This is a genomic window from Mucilaginibacter puniceus, from assembly GCF_054783175.1.
Map to the genome: position 1 here is coordinate 979,929 of NZ_BAAGRB010000002.1, position 16,825 is coordinate 996,753.

At 40.8% G+C, this 16,825-nt stretch carries 15 protein-coding genes; 6 read left to right on the forward strand and 9 right to left on the reverse strand.

The genetic code is table 11. From position 1 onward, the window contains the following. Positions 1 to 7 precede the first annotated feature (7 nt). Positions 8 to 2,569, forward strand: a complete 2,562-nt coding sequence (gene mgtA / locus ACYVJ6_RS11405; RefSeq protein WP_460694189.1) for a magnesium-translocating P-type ATPase — start codon at positions 8 to 10, stop codon at positions 2,567 to 2,569. A gap of 249 nt (positions 2,570 to 2,818) precedes the next feature. On the opposite strand, the gene ligD is transcribed toward mgtA, so the two are convergent. From ligD to ACYVJ6_RS11420, 3 genes are all read right to left on the reverse strand, one after another. Continuing rightward, entirely contained in the window at positions 2,819 to 5,557 is a 2,739-nt protein-coding gene (gene ligD / locus ACYVJ6_RS11410; protein WP_460694190.1) for a DNA ligase D, read from the reverse strand. Beyond that, positions 5,554 to 5,736, reverse strand: a complete 183-nt coding sequence (locus ACYVJ6_RS11415; RefSeq protein WP_460694191.1) for a DUF3606 domain-containing protein — start codon at positions 5,734 to 5,736, stop codon at positions 5,554 to 5,556. The genes ligD and ACYVJ6_RS11415 overlap by 4 nt, the downstream gene beginning before the upstream one ends. Before the next feature lie 148 nt (positions 5,737 to 5,884). After that, the gene (locus ACYVJ6_RS11420) at positions 5,885 to 6,019 is read right to left on the reverse strand and encodes a hypothetical protein (RefSeq protein WP_460694192.1); all 135 of its coding nucleotides are present in this window, start codon (positions 6,017 to 6,019) and stop codon (positions 5,885 to 5,887) included. A 209-nt stretch (positions 6,020 to 6,228) separates the two neighbouring features. Between ACYVJ6_RS11420 and ACYVJ6_RS11425 the strand changes: the two genes are divergently transcribed. Next, positions 6,229 to 6,732, forward strand: a complete 504-nt coding sequence (locus ACYVJ6_RS11425) for a hypothetical protein (RefSeq protein WP_460694193.1) — start codon at positions 6,229 to 6,231, stop codon at positions 6,730 to 6,732. On the opposite strand, the gene ACYVJ6_RS11430 is transcribed toward ACYVJ6_RS11425, so the two are convergent. Continuing rightward, positions 6,702 to 7,421, reverse strand: coding sequence for a DUF481 domain-containing protein (locus ACYVJ6_RS11430; RefSeq protein WP_460694194.1), 720 nt, complete (start codon positions 7,419 to 7,421; stop codon positions 6,702 to 6,704). The two genes, ACYVJ6_RS11425 and ACYVJ6_RS11430, sit on opposite strands and share 31 nt — an antisense overlap. A 52-nt stretch (positions 7,422 to 7,473) precedes the next feature. Continuing rightward, complete coding sequence (locus ACYVJ6_RS11435) at positions 7,474 to 8,331, reverse strand: SDR family oxidoreductase (RefSeq protein ID WP_460694195.1); 858 nt, start codon at positions 8,329 to 8,331, stop codon at positions 7,474 to 7,476. A 257-nt stretch (positions 8,332 to 8,588) separates the two neighbouring features. On the opposite strand from ACYVJ6_RS11435, the gene ACYVJ6_RS11440 reads away from it, so the two are divergent. After that, a complete protein-coding gene (locus ACYVJ6_RS11440; protein WP_460694196.1) occupies positions 8,589 to 8,930 on the forward strand; it encodes a hypothetical protein in 342 nt (113 codons plus the stop codon). On the opposite strand, the gene ACYVJ6_RS11445 is transcribed toward ACYVJ6_RS11440, so the two are convergent. Continuing rightward, positions 8,927 to 9,325, reverse strand: a complete 399-nt coding sequence (locus tag ACYVJ6_RS11445) for a hypothetical protein (protein WP_460694197.1) — start codon at positions 9,323 to 9,325, stop codon at positions 8,927 to 8,929. The genes ACYVJ6_RS11440 and ACYVJ6_RS11445 overlap by 4 nt on opposite strands. Before the next feature lie 139 nt (positions 9,326 to 9,464). On the opposite strand from ACYVJ6_RS11445, the gene ACYVJ6_RS11450 reads away from it, so the two are divergent. The 3 genes from ACYVJ6_RS11450 to ACYVJ6_RS11460 all read left to right on the forward strand — a co-directional run bounded on the left by ACYVJ6_RS11450 (position 9,465) and on the right by ACYVJ6_RS11460 (position 14,211). Continuing rightward, on the forward strand, positions 9,465 to 11,612 hold the full coding sequence (locus ACYVJ6_RS11450; RefSeq protein ID WP_460694198.1) for a glycoside hydrolase family 20 zincin-like fold domain-containing protein: 2,148 nt from the start codon (positions 9,465 to 9,467) through the stop codon (positions 11,610 to 11,612). 107 nt (positions 11,613 to 11,719) lie between these two features. Beyond that, the gene (locus ACYVJ6_RS11455) at positions 11,720 to 13,066 is read left to right on the forward strand and encodes a GntP family permease (RefSeq protein ID WP_460694199.1); all 1,347 of its coding nucleotides are present in this window, start codon (positions 11,720 to 11,722) and stop codon (positions 13,064 to 13,066) included. Further along, positions 13,066 to 14,211, forward strand: a complete 1,146-nt coding sequence (locus tag ACYVJ6_RS11460) for a glycerate kinase (protein ID WP_460694200.1) — start codon at positions 13,066 to 13,068, stop codon at positions 14,209 to 14,211. The genes ACYVJ6_RS11455 and ACYVJ6_RS11460 overlap by 1 nt, the downstream gene beginning before the upstream one ends. A gap of 109 nt (positions 14,212 to 14,320) precedes the next feature. Here ACYVJ6_RS11460 and ACYVJ6_RS11465 read toward each other — a convergent pair whose 3' ends face one another. The 3 genes from ACYVJ6_RS11465 to rpsT all read right to left on the reverse strand — a co-directional run bounded on the left by ACYVJ6_RS11465 (position 14,321) and on the right by rpsT (position 16,711). After that, on the reverse strand, positions 14,321 to 15,424 hold the full coding sequence (locus ACYVJ6_RS11465) for a glycoside hydrolase family 43 protein (RefSeq protein WP_460694201.1): 1,104 nt from the start codon (positions 15,422 to 15,424) through the stop codon (positions 14,321 to 14,323). A 54-nt stretch (positions 15,425 to 15,478) separates the two neighbouring features. Further along, positions 15,479 to 16,180 carry a RadC family protein gene (gene radC / locus ACYVJ6_RS11470; protein ID WP_460694202.1) on the reverse strand — a complete coding sequence of 234 codons (702 nt, stop codon included), beginning with the start codon at positions 16,178 to 16,180 and terminating at the stop codon, positions 15,479 to 15,481. Between the two features lie 276 nt (positions 16,181 to 16,456). After that, the gene (rpsT, locus tag ACYVJ6_RS11475) at positions 16,457 to 16,711 is read right to left on the reverse strand and encodes a 30S ribosomal protein S20 (RefSeq protein ID WP_460694203.1); all 255 of its coding nucleotides are present in this window, start codon (positions 16,709 to 16,711) and stop codon (positions 16,457 to 16,459) included. Positions 16,712 to 16,825: the final 114 nt, after the last annotated feature.

Sequence of the window (16,825 nt, forward strand, 5' to 3'; positions counted from 1 at the left end):
TTAAATAATGCAAACAATATCCAAAACGCCGCAGCCTTTCTGTAACACAGATGTCGCTACGGCGCTTAGTCGCTTAAAGGTAACAAGTGCCGGCTTATCTAACAGGGAGGCAGCAAACCGGCTTAAACAATATGGGCCTAACAAGCTAAAAGCGAATTCGGGAGAACGGACGTTTTTACTCTTACTATCACAATTCAAAAGTCCCATAACATTATTACTAATTATCGCAGCATTTATTGCGGTGGGCTTAAGAGATAAAGCTGATTCCGTAATTATACTTGCAATAGTACTAATTAGCGGTGTGTTGGGCTTTTGGCAAGAAAAAGGTGCCGCAAATGCTGTAAGTAAATTAATGAAAATGGTACAGCTCAACTGTATTGTTATCAGAGACGGCCAAATGCTTAATGTACCCTCAGTAACGATAGTTCCTGGGGACATCATTAAATTGGCTGCCGGGGATATGATACCTGGAGACAGCTTGCTACTTACTACAGAAGAGTTGTTTGTTGACGAAGCTGCATTTACAGGTGAAACGTTTCCGGTAGAAAAAAAATGCGGGGTGGTGCCAATCAATACTCCATTGGCCAAAAAGTTCAACACTTTATTCATGGGCAGTCATGTCATAAGCGGCACGGCCTCAGCATTAATTACTAATACAGGCATGACAACCGAATTTGGCAAAATATCTGCCAGCCTTCAAGGCAAAATACCGGAAACAGATTTCGAGAGAGGCGTTCGTAAATTTGGCTACCTTTTGATGGAGATAACGCTATTGCTTGTACTGGTTATCTTCGCATTGAACGTATGGCTCCAAAAGCCCGTACTCGATTCGTTTTTATTCTCTTTAGCGATTGCAGTAGGTTTAACTCCACAACTTTTACCGGCCATAGTAAGCGTTAACCTGGCTGCGGGTGCACAAAAAATGGCCAGAAAAAAAGTGATAGTTAAGCGGCTATCGGCTATTGAAAATTTTGGTAGTATGGACATGTTGTGTACCGATAAAACGGGGACAATTACTGCCGGCAAAGTCACGCTAAAGGATACCATTGGCTACTCAGGTCAACACAGTGACAGAGTACTTTATTATGCATGGCTAAATGCAGTGCTTCAACAAGGATTTCATAATCCAATTGATGAGGCTATTTGCACCGCATACGGAACACAAACTGCTCCGCAGCCGCTTGTTGCTGAAATCCCTTACGATTTTTTAAGGAAAATGCTTACTGTACAGGTAAAGGAAAATAAGCGAAACCTGGCGATAACAAAAGGCGCATTAAAATCTGTTTTAGAAAAATGTTCGCACCTGGAAATAGAGGGTAAAATAATTGCTGTCACGCCCGAACATCAAAACACTCTATTAAAAAAATACCAGCAATTAAGCGGCGACGGTTATCGGGTCTTAGGTTTGGCTTACAAAATCCTGTCCGATGACTGTAAAATAACCCGCCGAGATGAGGAAGACATGATATTCATGGGTTTTATAACACTATTTGATCCGCTTAAACCCGATAGCATTTCTACAATAACTCAATTGAACAATTTAAATGTTCAACTAAAGATAATAACAGGCGATAATGAGTTAATTGGTAAGCACCTTGCGTTACAATTAAACATACCCGATGCCAAAATCTTAACAGGCGGCAAAATAAGGCAAATGAACAATACCGCTTTGGCTCACGCTGCGCCGCTTACACATATATTTGCCGAGGTAGAACCTAACCAAAAGGAAAGAATTGTTACAATTTTAAAAAAAGCCGGGTACGTTGTAGGGTTTATGGGCGATGGCATTAACGATGCCCCGGCCTTGCATGCTGCCGATGTAGGCATATCAATAAACACTGCGGTTGATGTTGCTAAAGAAGCAGCTGATATTGTATTGCTTAAACCTGGCCTGCACGTTTTAATTGATGGTATAATGGAAGGACGAAAAACGTTTGCGAATACTATGAAATATATTTTCATGGCTACCAGCGCAAATTTCGGTAATATGTTCAGCATGGCAGGAGCTTCGCTGTTTTTACCGTTCCTGCCTTTACTGCCAAAACAAGTTTTACTTAATAACCTGTTAACCGATTTCCCTGAAATGGCAATTGCCGGGGATAAAGTAGATGAACACCAGCTAACATCGCCGCAACGCTGGGATATGAGCTTTATCCGTAAATTCATGATTACTTTTGGGTTATTAAGCTCTGTTTTTGACTATATTACTTTTGGCTGCCTGATATTAATATTTCATACTAACGAGCAGATGTTCCAAACCGGCTGGTTCACTGAGTCGGTTATCTCGGCAGTAGTTATTGTGTTAGTTGTGCGTACACGCAAGGCATTTTTTCAAAGCATGCCCGGCAATTTATTGATATTAGCCAGTCTGATGATCATTATCGTGGTAGGCATTATTCCGTTATCGCCGCTATCAGCCTGGTTTAATTTTATACGCCTTCCTTTGGCAGTTTACGGTTTTACCATCTTCTTGGTAATAGCGTATATGATAACCGCTGAGCTTGTTAAATATCTGTTTTACCGCAAACTATCAAAACATTTAATCAAAAAACATACACTGGATAGCTAATTGCAGATTATTAGTAGTGCGCGATAAATATTGAGATCTATTGTCTCCATTAAATTATTGGCCATACTGCTGTTAAACAACCGGGAAACAGCCCCACGACTATAGGCACCCATTATCACAAGAGTACCAGGGGACAGGGTTTTCAGATAATTTGTCAATGCCTTTTCCGGACTGCCGGTTAGCTGAGTTATTATTGGTTTATCATAGATGCAGTTCGCGTATTCGACGATCAAATTTCCATTTGGATTATTACTCAAATATTCTCTGAACTTTCTTTATAGACCCTTGCAGGTCGATAGCCCTACCTAGTACACCCTTAAATAAATCACCCTCAACTTTTAACCTATCAATTGAATTATGAATAGTAAAATGCTTCATTGTAAGCCCTGGCTTTACCTCATCCCAATGCAAGGGCATGGAAACGGTTGCACCAATTTTTGGCCTTAATGAATACGGTCCGGCAATGGTAGCACCCGGGCGGTTCTGTAAAAAGTCTAAATACATTTTGCCTTTTCTATTGGCAATCATGCGCTCCAAACTGGTATAATCGGGTATTTGCTTATGTACAATGTTTACTATAATACGTGCAAACATTTGCGATTGATCGTAAGTATATTTAGCACCCAAGGGGATATAAATATGCATACCAGTTGATCCCGAAGTTTTGCAAAAGCAGGGCGCATCAATGGCATCCAACACTTTCTTCACCTCCTGTGCAGCTTCAATAACCTGATCAAAAGTGTTTTTATCAGGATCAAGGTCTATCACGCAATAATCCGGGTTATCCGGCGATTGTATGCGGCTAAACCATGGGTTCATTTCAATACACCCTAGTGATGCCATCCATAATAAAACAGCTTCGTCTGATCCTACCAAATATTCTTTGTGCTCGCCATCACTTGTCGTATACGGGAATGTTTTGGTTATCCAATCGGGCGCTTTACCTTTTATATCTTTTTGATAAAAACTTGGTCCATGTATCCCATTAGGGAAACGGTTTAACGACATGGGCCTGTCTTTTAAATAAGGTAAAATATATTCGGCCACCTGGTAATAGTAATTAAACATATCCCGCTTAGTGATCCCATCTTCGGGCCAGTAAACTTTGCTTAAGTGAGTAAATTTTAGATCATGCCCGCAAATTTTGCGCACCTGGGTTTCATCCTTAGGATTAAGTAATGTTTTACGCTCTTTATCTTTTGGAGGTTTAATAGCTTTGCTATGATGGCTTTCTGGTTTCTTATCCGCCAGCTCTACTACCTCATCCGTTTCTGTTGGTGTTTCTAACACCACATCTTTAGCCTTTTTATCGGTACGCATTCCTTTAAACGATGCTTGTCTGAACACACCATCACCGGTAATTTCGGCAAAAGCTACCTCCCCCACTAATTCGGGTTTTAACCATGTTGGTTTAGCGCCTAAACGTTGTGGACGAAAACGCGACGGTTTGTCTACATCAGGTTCAACATCAAAAGGGCTTTTATCAGTTATTAACGGCTTAAATTGCGCCATCATTTCCTTTTGCAGTTTTTCATTGAAACCAGTGCCTACCTTACCCACATAGCGAAGTACACCGTTATCATAAACCCCTAAAATTAAAGCACTAAATAGTTTGCTTGTTCCCGCGTTACGGGTAAAGCCGGTAATAACTACTTCTTGCCGCCTTTGCACCTTAATTTTCAGCCATTCGCGCGACCGAAGATCTGATGTGTAAACACTGCTGGCTTTTTTGGCGATAATGCCTTCCAGCCCTATTTTTTCGGCAGCATTAAAAAATTCTATACCACTGGCTTCAAAAACTTTGCTTATCCGTATACTATCATCGTTAGTTGGCAATACCTCTTTTAAAATGGTAAGCCTATCTTTTAAAGGCAAGTTCATCAGGTTTTTGCCTTCGTACCAAAGTATATCAAAAACATAATATACCAGGTTGCCATCAGCCTCGCTTCGCCAGTTTTGCAGGGCACCAAAATCTGATATCCCTTTATCGTTCAGCACCAATATTTCGCCATCTACTACGGCATTAATGCCCCAGCTTTTTAAAACCTTATTTATCGGATAAAATTTATCAAATGGCAAGTTATTACGTGATATCAATTGCACATCACCTTTATTAATTATCCCTACTGCGCGGTAGCCATCCCATTTTACTTCATATAGCCAATTCGGATCGTCAAAAGGTTCGTCAACCAAAGTAGCCTTCATGGGTTTTATGCTTTTAGGAATAGCCGATTTAGGTGCCGATTTTATAAGCGCCAAAGCATCGGTCCCACTCGTATCCACCAATGGAACATGGGTGTCGTCACCCACCATTTCCTCAGCCGGCTTCGCCAGAGTTTTTTTTTTACTTTTTGATTTGGGCTTTCCTTTTTCTACATCTTCTTCATGGCCGTTTTGCCAAACCTTTTCACTGGTTTTCTCCATCTGCTCAATGGTTTTGCCTGATAGGACAGATGTATCCAATTTGGTTATATCCTTTTTAGAAGCGTAGTCATCATCATGTTTGATCAATAGCCAGGCATTGTCGCCCATTCCATGGGTTTTAACCAAAGCAAACTCACCATTTAACTTCTCGCCATGCAGCTTTATTTTTACCGAACCTGATTTAAGCTGTTCAAGCAAATGTTTTTCCTGTGCTTTCTTCCCTTTTATTTCTTCAATAGGTTCATAAGTACCTTCATCCCAAACTATAACTGTACCACCACCATACTCGCCTTCGGGAATTATCCCTTCAAAGTTGCGGTAATCAAACGGATGATCTTCTACCATCATCGCCAGTCGTTTGGTTTTCGGATCGGTTGAAGGGCCCTTAGGTACGGCCCAACTTTTAAGCACGCCTTCCATCTCCAGCCTAAAGTCATAATGTAAACGCGAGGCATCATGTTTTTGAATAACAAACATCAGCTTGTTTTTATCCTTGCTCCTGCCGGCTTTTGGTTCGGCAGTTTTAGTGAAATCCCGCTTTTTTACATATTCCTTTAAGCTCATGATTTTCGCATTACGTGTTCTTTTACATTGATTGATGAGTTACCTACTTCTTCTACCGCTTTCTGCAATTCTTCGGCAGAAATCCTAAATTTTGTTGACCAGTATTCAATTTCATACTTATCATGCATATTGATAGTATACTTGTCGTGCTTCTCCAGTTTACCTTTTTCGTTCGCCATAGTAATTAATTAGGGTATTAATTACCTGCTTAACAGTATAATAGCTTAATAGTTTTACCACCTCGAGGCGACATATAATTCCACAAAAAAAGAGTTCAATAAATTAAACTCTTTTACAACATAGGTAGATGTTGTTTATAATTTATTTTTACGCAGCTTGCTTGCTGTAATTATTTTTTTGGTTTTGAATAGCTTTAAAGTTTTTCAGATCGTCCTGCAACATAGCCTTCAGTTTCATATCAAAGGCTTTTAATATAACGGTTGTTTTGGTTGATGTTTTCATAATGCTATTTATTGATCTACACTGATAGTATAAATATTGTGCCATTACTTTTTCAACTATAATCCCGGTGACTGAGTGGTTGACCTTTTTATGGATTGTATGCTTTTCAACTCAAACGGTGTTTAGCAAAAGCATCAAATCAATGTAAATGCAATATTATGCAAAGCCAAACAGAGTGTGTGTTATTTTGTTTAACCACTAAAGGCTAAATGATGAAAGCAGAAGAGATTATTATACCCGGAATTGCAGGCACAACCTTCATGACCTTATTTAGTAAGGCTATGGGTGAAATTGCAAATGAAAACTTTAGCGAGCCTGACCTGCTGAGCAAGCTTTACCATCGTTTAGCCCCGGCCGAGCCTAAACCGGTAGCGAAACTGGCAGGTTGGCTGGGCCACTATGCAATTGGCTTAATGTTCTCTACAGTTTACAATACACTTTGGGGCAAAAAACTGGTAAAGGCATCGGGCAAAAATAGTATATGGCTGGGAGCGGCAAGCGGCGCACTCGCCGTTGGTGTTTGGAAATCAGCGTTTACCATGCACCCCATCCCTCCGGGTATAAATTTTAAAAAATACTACACCCAACTATTATTCGCACACATAGTGTTCGCTATGTTTGCAACATTTGCCTATCAACAAATTAAAAAGAGGGAGTTAGAACAGCAGCAGCGTACAGAAGATCAAAAATATTTATCTAACGTTAAGCCATAAGTTAGCAAAAGGTTTTCGCGGCTGGTAATGTTCATCCGGTTATAATTAAAGGCTGTGGTTAGGCTTATCCATTTACGCAGCTTTAACGAAACAGAGGTGTTTGATTTAATGATATAATCATTCGCGTTTGAGAGTGAATTTTGTAAAAAATTACTTCCATCAATAATTACCACATCATTAAACGAAAAACGGAAGGACAACCTAAAAGAGTTTCTAAAAGTATTATAATCCAAATTGGTTAACAAGTTACTCTTATCATATAATATACCCTCGCTTAAATTCAGGTAGCTGGTTTTGTCATCAAAAAAACTATAAGCTACGCCCAATCCACCTAAAAACTGATTATTAATTTTTAACGAATAGCTGGTGTTATAATTCAACAACCCCCAGTAATACAATTTGTGTACGTCTTTATACAAATCAAACGTTAATGATGATGAAAAATCTCTATTGGTTAATGTGTTATTTTGATTACCATAAACAAAGCTATTAGCAGTACTAAGAACGATGTCTTTTCTTTTAATACCGAAATTTAAGCCATTATTTAATAGGAATGAGCGGCCATCGTTTGTTTTATTAATTGAACCAGTGGTAGTTATATTTAAACGGTAAAACGTACTATCATTATACTGTGCAAAAACGGTTACAGTACAAAACAAGAAAAAGGATATAGCTAATAATTTTTTCATGTGGCTAAACTATGTATTTTTTATAAAACATGCCCGCTTAACCACGCAAAACTTAGCCGTTTACAACCTCGCCGCCATTAACGTGAATGATTTGTCCGGTAATGTAAGATGCATCATCAGACGCCAAAAAAACATAAGCCGGGCCCAGTTCAGATGGTTGGCCCGCACGTTCCATAGGTGTGTCTTTTCCAAATTCTTTTATCTTTTCTTCATCAAATGATGCCACTATCAGTGGGGTCCAAACCGGCCCCGGGGCAACTGCATTAACCCTGATTTTCCTGGCGGCCAGGTTGGTTGCTAATGACCGTGTGAAAGATGTAATAGCGCCTTTTGTTGATGAATAATCTATCAAATGTGGCGATGAGCGATAAGCCGTAACCGATGTTGTATTTATAATGCTATCCCCCTCCTGCATAACCTGTAAAGCTTCATTTGCAAAATGGAAGTAAGCATAGATGTTGGTCCTGAAAGTATCATCCATTTGCTTTTCGTCTATTTTTTTGGGATCGTTTTGTGGTAGCTGTATGGCAGCATTGTTTACCAGGATGTTTAGTTTCCCTAATTGCTTTACAGTTTTAGCAACGGAATTTTTGCAAAACTTACTGCTTTTTACATCGCCTTTTAACAATAAGCACCTGCGGCCGGTAGCTTCAACCAGTTTTTGGGTTTCCAGGGCATCAACATCTTCATTTAGATATACAATAGCCACATCTGCACCCTCCCTGGCAAAATGCACACTAACCGCGCGACCAATACCGCTATCGCCGCCTGTAACCAGGGCTACCTTGCCTGCCAGTTTACCCGCCGCTTTATAAGTTGGTTTTATATATTGTGGCACCGGATCCATTTTCGCTTCTATCCCCGGTTGCTTATTTTGCTTTTTAGGTGTTTTTTTAGTTTCGCTTTTCATGGTAGATAATTTTGATATATAAAGCAAAAACCTAACCAATTACAACCTACAGGTGTTCCATTTTTGTAATTGGAACAGTTTGGAAAACTCCATCTGATTCCTTGCAATGACAACGCAGTGCCACCATATTAAAGCGGGATACTCCGTAAATTTGTAAGTACCGGTAAAAAATTATCAGCCGAGAGGCTATAAAATGTTCTTTGAAAACAAAATAGATCAGATTTAAAAACATTTCTCTTTTCGCCTGTTTTAGAAACATGGCACTATCAGACGAATCTTTCCGCGAAGCGTATAAACCGTTGCATATACCGGCACATTATGATATTAATGATCCTGAACAGGATCGGGTACTTTTTGCACTTGCTCAAATTGGTATAGGTACCGTTAATGATGTGGCTACCGAAATGGCACAACTGGAAGAGGGTGTGGATGTAGATAGTTTTATAGTATTAGCCGGCGATGTATTAACCCATTTGTATGAATTGGGCTTGTTAAAGGGCAGCGAAATAAATGGAGAGATGCAGTACAACCTGAGCAAAATAACCCATGCCAATGAAGGTGCTGTTGATCCTGACCTGTTGGCACCCGGATTAGATTAGTCCTTATTTTCCATCTGTTTTTCTTCTAATTCGGCTTCTATTCTTTCCTTTTTAAGATCGATACGAATTATTGCAAACAGGCTCATGTATACGTTAGCTATCCATACTAAAGCAAAACCTGCTATTAAATAGCCACGCCAGTCTTCATATAATAATTGAAAATTGGTAATGAGTAAAATTAATACAGTAACATAATGGCTAAAGCAGTATTCGCAGGTAAACAGGTAAAAAAACTTGCGGGTAATAATGGTTCTACCTTTTTTACTTCTATCTATGCAATACTCTCTTGGTTCTCTAAAAACCTCTTCGTGCGTTACCGTCCAGGCAATGCATGCTATAGGTATGGCTAATATAAATAAACGTAATGCTTCTGCTAATAACTCTGTGATATTCATAAAAATATAAATCGCTGCTTAATCAACACCGTAATATTCATATTGTGTTAATTTTTTGGTTGGGCAACTATATCGTATAATAAGTAGTTTTACTTTGTACTTTTGTTATCCCCTGTCAAACCATTTATAATCCTACTTCATGAAAAAAATTATTTGTTTAGTTTTTACTATTGCATTTTTAACTCACGCTTACGCTCAAAGCGTAAAGTTGATTTTTGACAGATCATCGCTGCAGGCACGTTACGCTGCTGATAGGTTGGGCAAAGCTTTATCTAAAAAGGGCTATTCAATAAAAGCCAATTCAGCAACTTATACCATAAATATTAAGCAGGATGCCAAACTGGAAAAGGAAGCCTACAATATTCAGCCACGGGGTAATGTAATTACTGTTAATGGCGGCGATGGCACAGGTATGATCTACGGCAGTTTATCCATTGCCGAGGACCTGGATAACAACATCAGCCTAAAAAATATAAAAGCCAGGAGCGAAAAGGCGCATTACCTGTTACGCGCCGTTAAATATGACTTGCCGTGGGATACCTACCGCCACCAACTGGCGCTTGACCAACATTATGAAACCTGTCGCGACCTGAATTACTGGAAGGCGTTTTTAGATATGATGGTAGATAACCGTTTGAACGCGCTAAGTGTATGGAACCTGCACCCGTTTAATTACATGATCAAAGCCAAAAATTTCCCGGAGGCTACTCAATTTAATGACAAAGAATTAAAAGAATGGCAAACGCTGTTTCATGGTATATTTGGTATGGCAAAAGAGAGAGGGATTGATACCTACTTAATTCCGTTTAACATATTTGTGAGCCCTGCCTTTGCTAAGGCGCATAATACCAAGCCACTTAACCTGGACCATGATTTCTTCTTAGATGGCAATACATCAGAAATTGTAAAACGCTATACCCGCGAAAGCATTACCCAAACCTTGCAGGAATACCCTGAACTGACCGGCTTAGGTTACACTTTAGGCGAAGGTATGGGTGGCATGACATCGCAAGGCCGCGAAGACTGGATGCGTGAAGTTTATATGGAAGGTATGCGCCTATCGGGTCGCAAGGTAAAGTTGGTGCACCGTATTCCTTTTTCAAGCACTACAGGTTCGTTGGGTGTTACGAGTATAGAAACTGAAAAATTAACCCGTAAAGCCATTGAAATGGACGCCGCCGAGCCTTTTATTATTAAACCTGTTTTTGCCGATTTGAAATATAATTGGTCGCACTCTACATCTACCCCAAAACTCATCAAAGTGCATGGTGGCAAGTTGTACGACACTTACTTTAACCCGTTACCAAAAGATTATAAAGTAACCTGGACAGCACGTAATGAAGACTTTTTTTGCCTTCGTTGGGGAGTACCGGGTTTTGTGCGCGAACATATCGCCCTAAACAGCCATCCTTATAATGGCGGCTATTTCATCGGGTCAGAAACTTATATACCTGCTAAGGATTACTTTACTAACCCCAACATCAAAGTAGATTGGAAATATGCGTTTGAGCGCCAATGGCTTTATTATAAAATATGGGGAAGGTTGTTATATAACCCGGAAACGCCCGATGCTATATTCCAGGATGAATTTACCCGCAGGTATGGTACAGAAGGCAAAAACCTGTTAGCAGCATCATCATTGGCCGGTAAAACACCAATGGCTATCACCTCCTACTATGATTTTACCTTTGATTTAACCATTTATACCGAGGGCATGATGGCGCAAATGGGTAGAGATAAAACGTTAAAATATATTTCGGTTGATGAACAAATTAAACGCCCGGTGCTTGACAGTAACGCACATGTATCAATTGCTGATTATGTAAAAGGAGGCAATTTTGGTGATAAGATAACGCCTTTTAAACTGGCTGATCAATTAGAAGCCGATTGTAATAAAGCATTGGATTTGGTTAAAAATATCAACACCACAAAAAACACCGCGTTAATGTATGAGGTGGCCGATATTAAAACATGGTCATACCTGGGTTTAAGTTTGGCCGAGAAAATACGTGGTGGTGTGGCGCTACAAACTTACCGCACCAAAGGCGGCGAAGACAACAAGCAAAATGCGGTAACGCATTTACAAAAAGCATTGGGCTATTGGGAACAAGTTGCAGCCATAACGCGCCCTATTTATTTAGATATGCCGTTGGTACACATGACGGACCAGGACGGCAAGCACTGGAAAGATAATTATAATCAAAAATTCCACTGGGCTAATATTACGCCACAGGTAGCGGCAGATGTTGAGGTAGCCAGGAATGCAAAAGCGATGTCAATTAAATAATATCCACCATGTCATTTCGAACGTAGTGAGAAATCTATACATTGATTTGCACGTGCATAGATTTCTCTCTCGTTCCTCGTTCGAAATGACAATTATTTTTAAAATATATGTCCCCAACCCTACCGTCAGCATCATTAACCCAGGTATTAATTTGCCTGCTTATTGGCATTGCGCTAATTGTATTGCTCACCTCCAAATACCGGGTACATGCTTTTTTCGCGCTGATATTATCCTGCTTTGTAGTGGGCCTGGGCGTGCAAATGCCGGTTGATGTAGTGATCACTACCATTAAAGATGGCTTTGGCAATATTATGAAATCGCTGGGGCTCATAATCGTCTTGGGTACTACGCTGGGTGTTTTATTAGAATACACAGGCGCCACACAGGTAATGGCCACCTACATTATGCGCAAGGTTGGCGAAAAACGGTCGGCGCTTGCCATGGCATTAACCGGGTTCGTTGTAGGCTTACCCATTTTTTGCGATTCGGGCTATATTGTTTTAAGCGGGTTAAATAAGTCATTAGCCAAACGTACCCATACGCCTATGGCTATTATGGCGGTGTCTTTAGCAACAGGATTATACTCGGTGCATTGCTTAATTCCGCCTCACCCGGGCGCGGCGGCCGCAGCAGGATTGATAGGCGTTGACTTTGGCAGGCTGATATTGATAGGTATCATAATAGCCATCCCCGCCGCGGCAGTTGGTTATTTATGGGCCAACTACATGGGCAAAAAATTGCCTGATACGGTTGAGCATGAAGACGAAGTATTAGTAGAAAACGCGCAGTTACCATCCGTTATCAAATCTTTTTTACCGGTTATTGTACCCATCTTATTAATATCCTTAAAATCATTTATAGCGGTTGACCCTGCATTGAATAGCCAATGGCTAACCCTATTCCTATCCCTGGGCGACCCGGTGTTGGCGTTAGCTATTGGTGTATTATTAGCCTTTAACTGTAAAAAATCGTGGAATAAAGAAAGCATAAGCAAGCTATTACATGATGGCGTGGAAAAAGCGGGCGGCATATTAATTATTATTGGCGCGGGCGGTGCGTTTGGGGCCATACTGGCCGCTACTAAACTAGGCGACCACCTGAGCCAGGCTTTGGCTTTGGGCAGCATGGGCTTATTCTTCCCGTTCCTGCTCACCTTTGTTTTAAAAACCGCGCAAGGATCTTCAACGGTGGCTATCATTACAGCGGCATCTATTGTTGTACCACTATTGCCTGCTTTGGGTTTAGATACACCTAATGGGCATTTACTTTGCGTGTTAGCTATGGGCGCAGGCTCCATGATGATATCGCATGCTAATGATGCCTATTTTTGGGTTATCGCCAAATTTTCGGGTTTGGAATTAAAGACGATGTTAAAAGTGTACTCGGTAGCTACTTTGTTAATGGGGTTAACCACGTTGGCGATGGTATATATTTTATCTTATATATTAGTGTAATGCATATCCTAATTGCTCCCAATGCTTTTAAAAACAGTTTAACCGCGCAAGCTGCTGCCAAAGCCTTGCAACGGGGCTTGCTTGAAAGCAAATTGCATTGCACTACCGAATGCTTCCCTATTGCCGATGGCGGCGATGGCACAGGCGATTTGATACTGGATAAACTTAACGGCAGTTTGGTAAATGTAACGGTTAACGATCCTTTAGGCCGACCAATAAACGGTTCATTTGGCTTCATAGAGGATGGCAAAACCGCAGTTATTGAAATGGCCAATGCATCGGGCCTACGGTTATTAAAACCCGGGGAATTAAATCCCATGCAAGCCAGCAGCTATGGCACCGGGCAAATGATTTTAAGCGCGTTAGGTAAAGGTGTTGATAAGATCATCCTGGCGATGGGCGGCTCGGCTACGGTTGACGGTGGTTGCGGCATATTAAGTGCTTTAGGTGTACAGTTTTGGGATATAGATGGAAACGCATTGCAACCCAATCCTGCCAGCTTGATATATCTGGCAACAATTGATACTTCCGGGTTGGATGTACGCATCTTAAATACCGAGATTGTAGTTATTTGCGATGTAGATAACCGCCTGTTGGGCGACAAAGGCGCGGCTGCGGTGTTTGGCCCGCAAAAGGGGGCTTCGCCTGAAGATGTTAAGCAACTGGAGCAGGTGTTAACCAGTTTCAGCGAGACTGCCTTAGAGCAATTCGGCAAAAACATGGCCGAATTGAAATACGGCGGTGCGGCGGGTGGTTCGACTGCAGGTATACACGCTTTTTTAAATGCACAACTGGTAAACGGCATCGACTACTTTTTAAAGCTGACCGATTTTGAGGCTTCCCTGCAAAAAGCCGATGTGGTTATTACGGGCGAGGGCAGTATTGACGAGCAAACCCTGCAAGGCAAGGGCCCGTTTGGTGTAGCTAAATTAGCCAAAGCGCACAATATCCCGGTGATAGGTGTGGCGGGTAAAATACCTCAACAGGATAGTGCGCAATTGAGTGAGTATTTTAGACAATTGATCAATATTAACCCTGAACCTGTTGATTTGCAAACCGCTATAAAAAATACAGAACAAAACTTGGTGCGAACTGGCAAAGACATTGGTGAATTTTTGGCAAATAAAAAGCCGCTTAGTTTCTAAGCGGCTTTTTTTTATTGTCATCTCGAACGATAGTGAGAGATCCATGCACGCGTTAGTAGCATGTGTATAGATTTCTCGCTACGCTCGAAATGACATTTAGGAAATAGTATTACTTCACAAATGGATCAATTAACCCAATGCTGCCATCAGCTTTATGATCCAACTCCGTCACTTTAACGTTTCTTAAATGGTTTTCGCCTGATATTTGGGTATCATGATAAAACAGGTACCATTTGCCTTTAAACTCCACTATAGAGTGGTGAGTGGTCCAGCCTTGCACCGGTTTCAAAAAGATACCCTGGTAAACAAATTTACCCATTGGTTTATCGCCAATAGCATAAGCCAGGAAGTGCGTATCGCCGGTTGAATAGGTAAAATAGTATTTACCATTGAATTTGTGCATATAAGCACCTTCAAAAAATCTTCTGTCGTGGTCCTTGCCCAACAGTTGTTTACCGTCTTTATCTACAATAACTACATCTTCAGCTTTGCCGTCAAGGGTTAGCATATCTTTACTTAACTTAGCCACTTTAGCGCTCAATGCAGGCTCTTCGTCTTTTTTCAGGTCGGTTGTTGAGCCGTTAGCATCATATTTACCGGTGGCCCATTTTTGCAACTGTCCGCCCCAAATACCACCAAAGTACATATAGCTGGTACCATCATCATCAGTAAATACAGCAGGGTCAATACTATAAGCACCTTCAATAGGTTTAGGCTCGGCCTTAAACGGACCAACAGGGCTTTTTGAAGTAGCTACACCAATACGGAAAGCACCTTGCTTATCGCGCACCGGGAAGTATAGGTAATAAGTGCCGTTTTTAAACGCCGCGTCAGGAGCCCACATTTGTTTGCTGGCCCAGGGTACATCTTTCACATCCAAAGCAACACCATTATCGGTTACTTTACCGCCAATGCTATCCATTGACAGTACGTGGTAATCGGCCATGGCATACTGGTCGCCATTATCATTATTAGGTATGCCGGCATCAATATCATGCGATGGATAAATATAAATTTTACCATTAAATACATGCGCAGATGGGTCGGCAGTAAAAATCTCCTTTATTAAAGGTTCATTTAAAAATTTTGGTGCCGTTGTTGTATCTGCTGTGGATGATGCATCGGTTGCAGCCTTTTGCTCGCATCCTGCCGCGCTTATTAGCACAGCTAATAAAGCTACCGCCGGTAGTTTTGATTTGAAATGATTATACATGTCTTCTTTTTATAATTGGTTGATAAAATAAAGATAGATTATTTAAACGATATCTTAAATAATACCCTCATCAGCGAAGCTATAAAAACCTTCGTTGGTAATAATTAAATGGTCAAGCACTTTGATATCCAGCAATCTGCCGGCGGCAGTTATTTTTTTTGTGAGATCAATATCCAGCTGGCTGGGTTTTAAATTGCCCGATGGATGATTATGCGTCATCATAATAGACGCGGCAGAATGTTGTAAAGCGATATTGAATATAATTTTGGGGTCGGCAACTGTACCTGTCAACCCACCTTTACTAATTAGTTCCTTAGCTATTAATTTCCCCGATTGATTGAGCAACAGTATCCAAAACTCCTCGTGGTTAAGGTCCATCAAATGGCGGCGCATAATTTTGTAGGCATCGCCACTGGTGCTGATGCTATCCTGCACCTTCACTTCGGTTTCATTTCGCCTGCGGCCAATCTCCAACGCGGCAATAATAGATATGGCCTTAGCTTCCCCAATGCCTTTAAACCGCGAAAGTTCACTTATAGATGCTTTGCCAAGCTTATTTAGGTCATTATCGTAATGGTGGAGGATACGCTTACTTAACTCAACAGCCGATTCGGTACGGCTCCCCGACCCGATCAATATAGCAATCAACTCGGCATCACTTAACGATCGGCGGCCCTGCGTGCTTAGCTTTTCGCGCGGGCGGTCCTCTTCGGCCCAGGATTTTATACTGATCTTATTGTCGTAGTTTTTTTCCACGAGGTTAAAGTAGAAAAAATAACTTTGATTTTGAAGAGATTGGAAATTTAGGATATCGCTTGCCCATTACTCACCCCGACATCGCTAAGACGCTCGTCGACCCTCTCTTTGCCTTTGGCAGAAAGAGGGTTGGCCTGTGGACCCTCTTTACCGCTTGCGGAAGAGAGGGTGGTCTAGCGAAGCGTAGACCGGGTGAGTCGATGGCGAAAATTCAAACAACAAAAAAAGCGATGAGTAAACTCATCGCTTTCCAAATATTTTGAAAAACCTAATTGATTAACTTAAAGCGTTAACAAATTTAGTCAGCTTCGATTTATTGTTTGAAGCTTTGTTTTTGTGAATTACATTCTTTTTAGCTAAACGGTCAAGCATAGAGATCACTTTAGATAATAAAGGAGCCGCATCAGCTTTGCTGGTGGTGCTTCTCAATCTCTTGATAGCGTTTCTTGTAGTTTTAGCCTGGTAACGGTTACGTAAGCGCTTCGCAGCGTTAGACCTGATCCTTTTTAATGATGATTTATGATTTGCCATTTTAGCTTATATTCTTATTCTTATTTAAGGACTGCAAATATATGACGAATTATTATAAAATCAAATGCCTTTTTTAAAATAGTTTTTAGGATTAAAAATCCTAAATTTTTATAT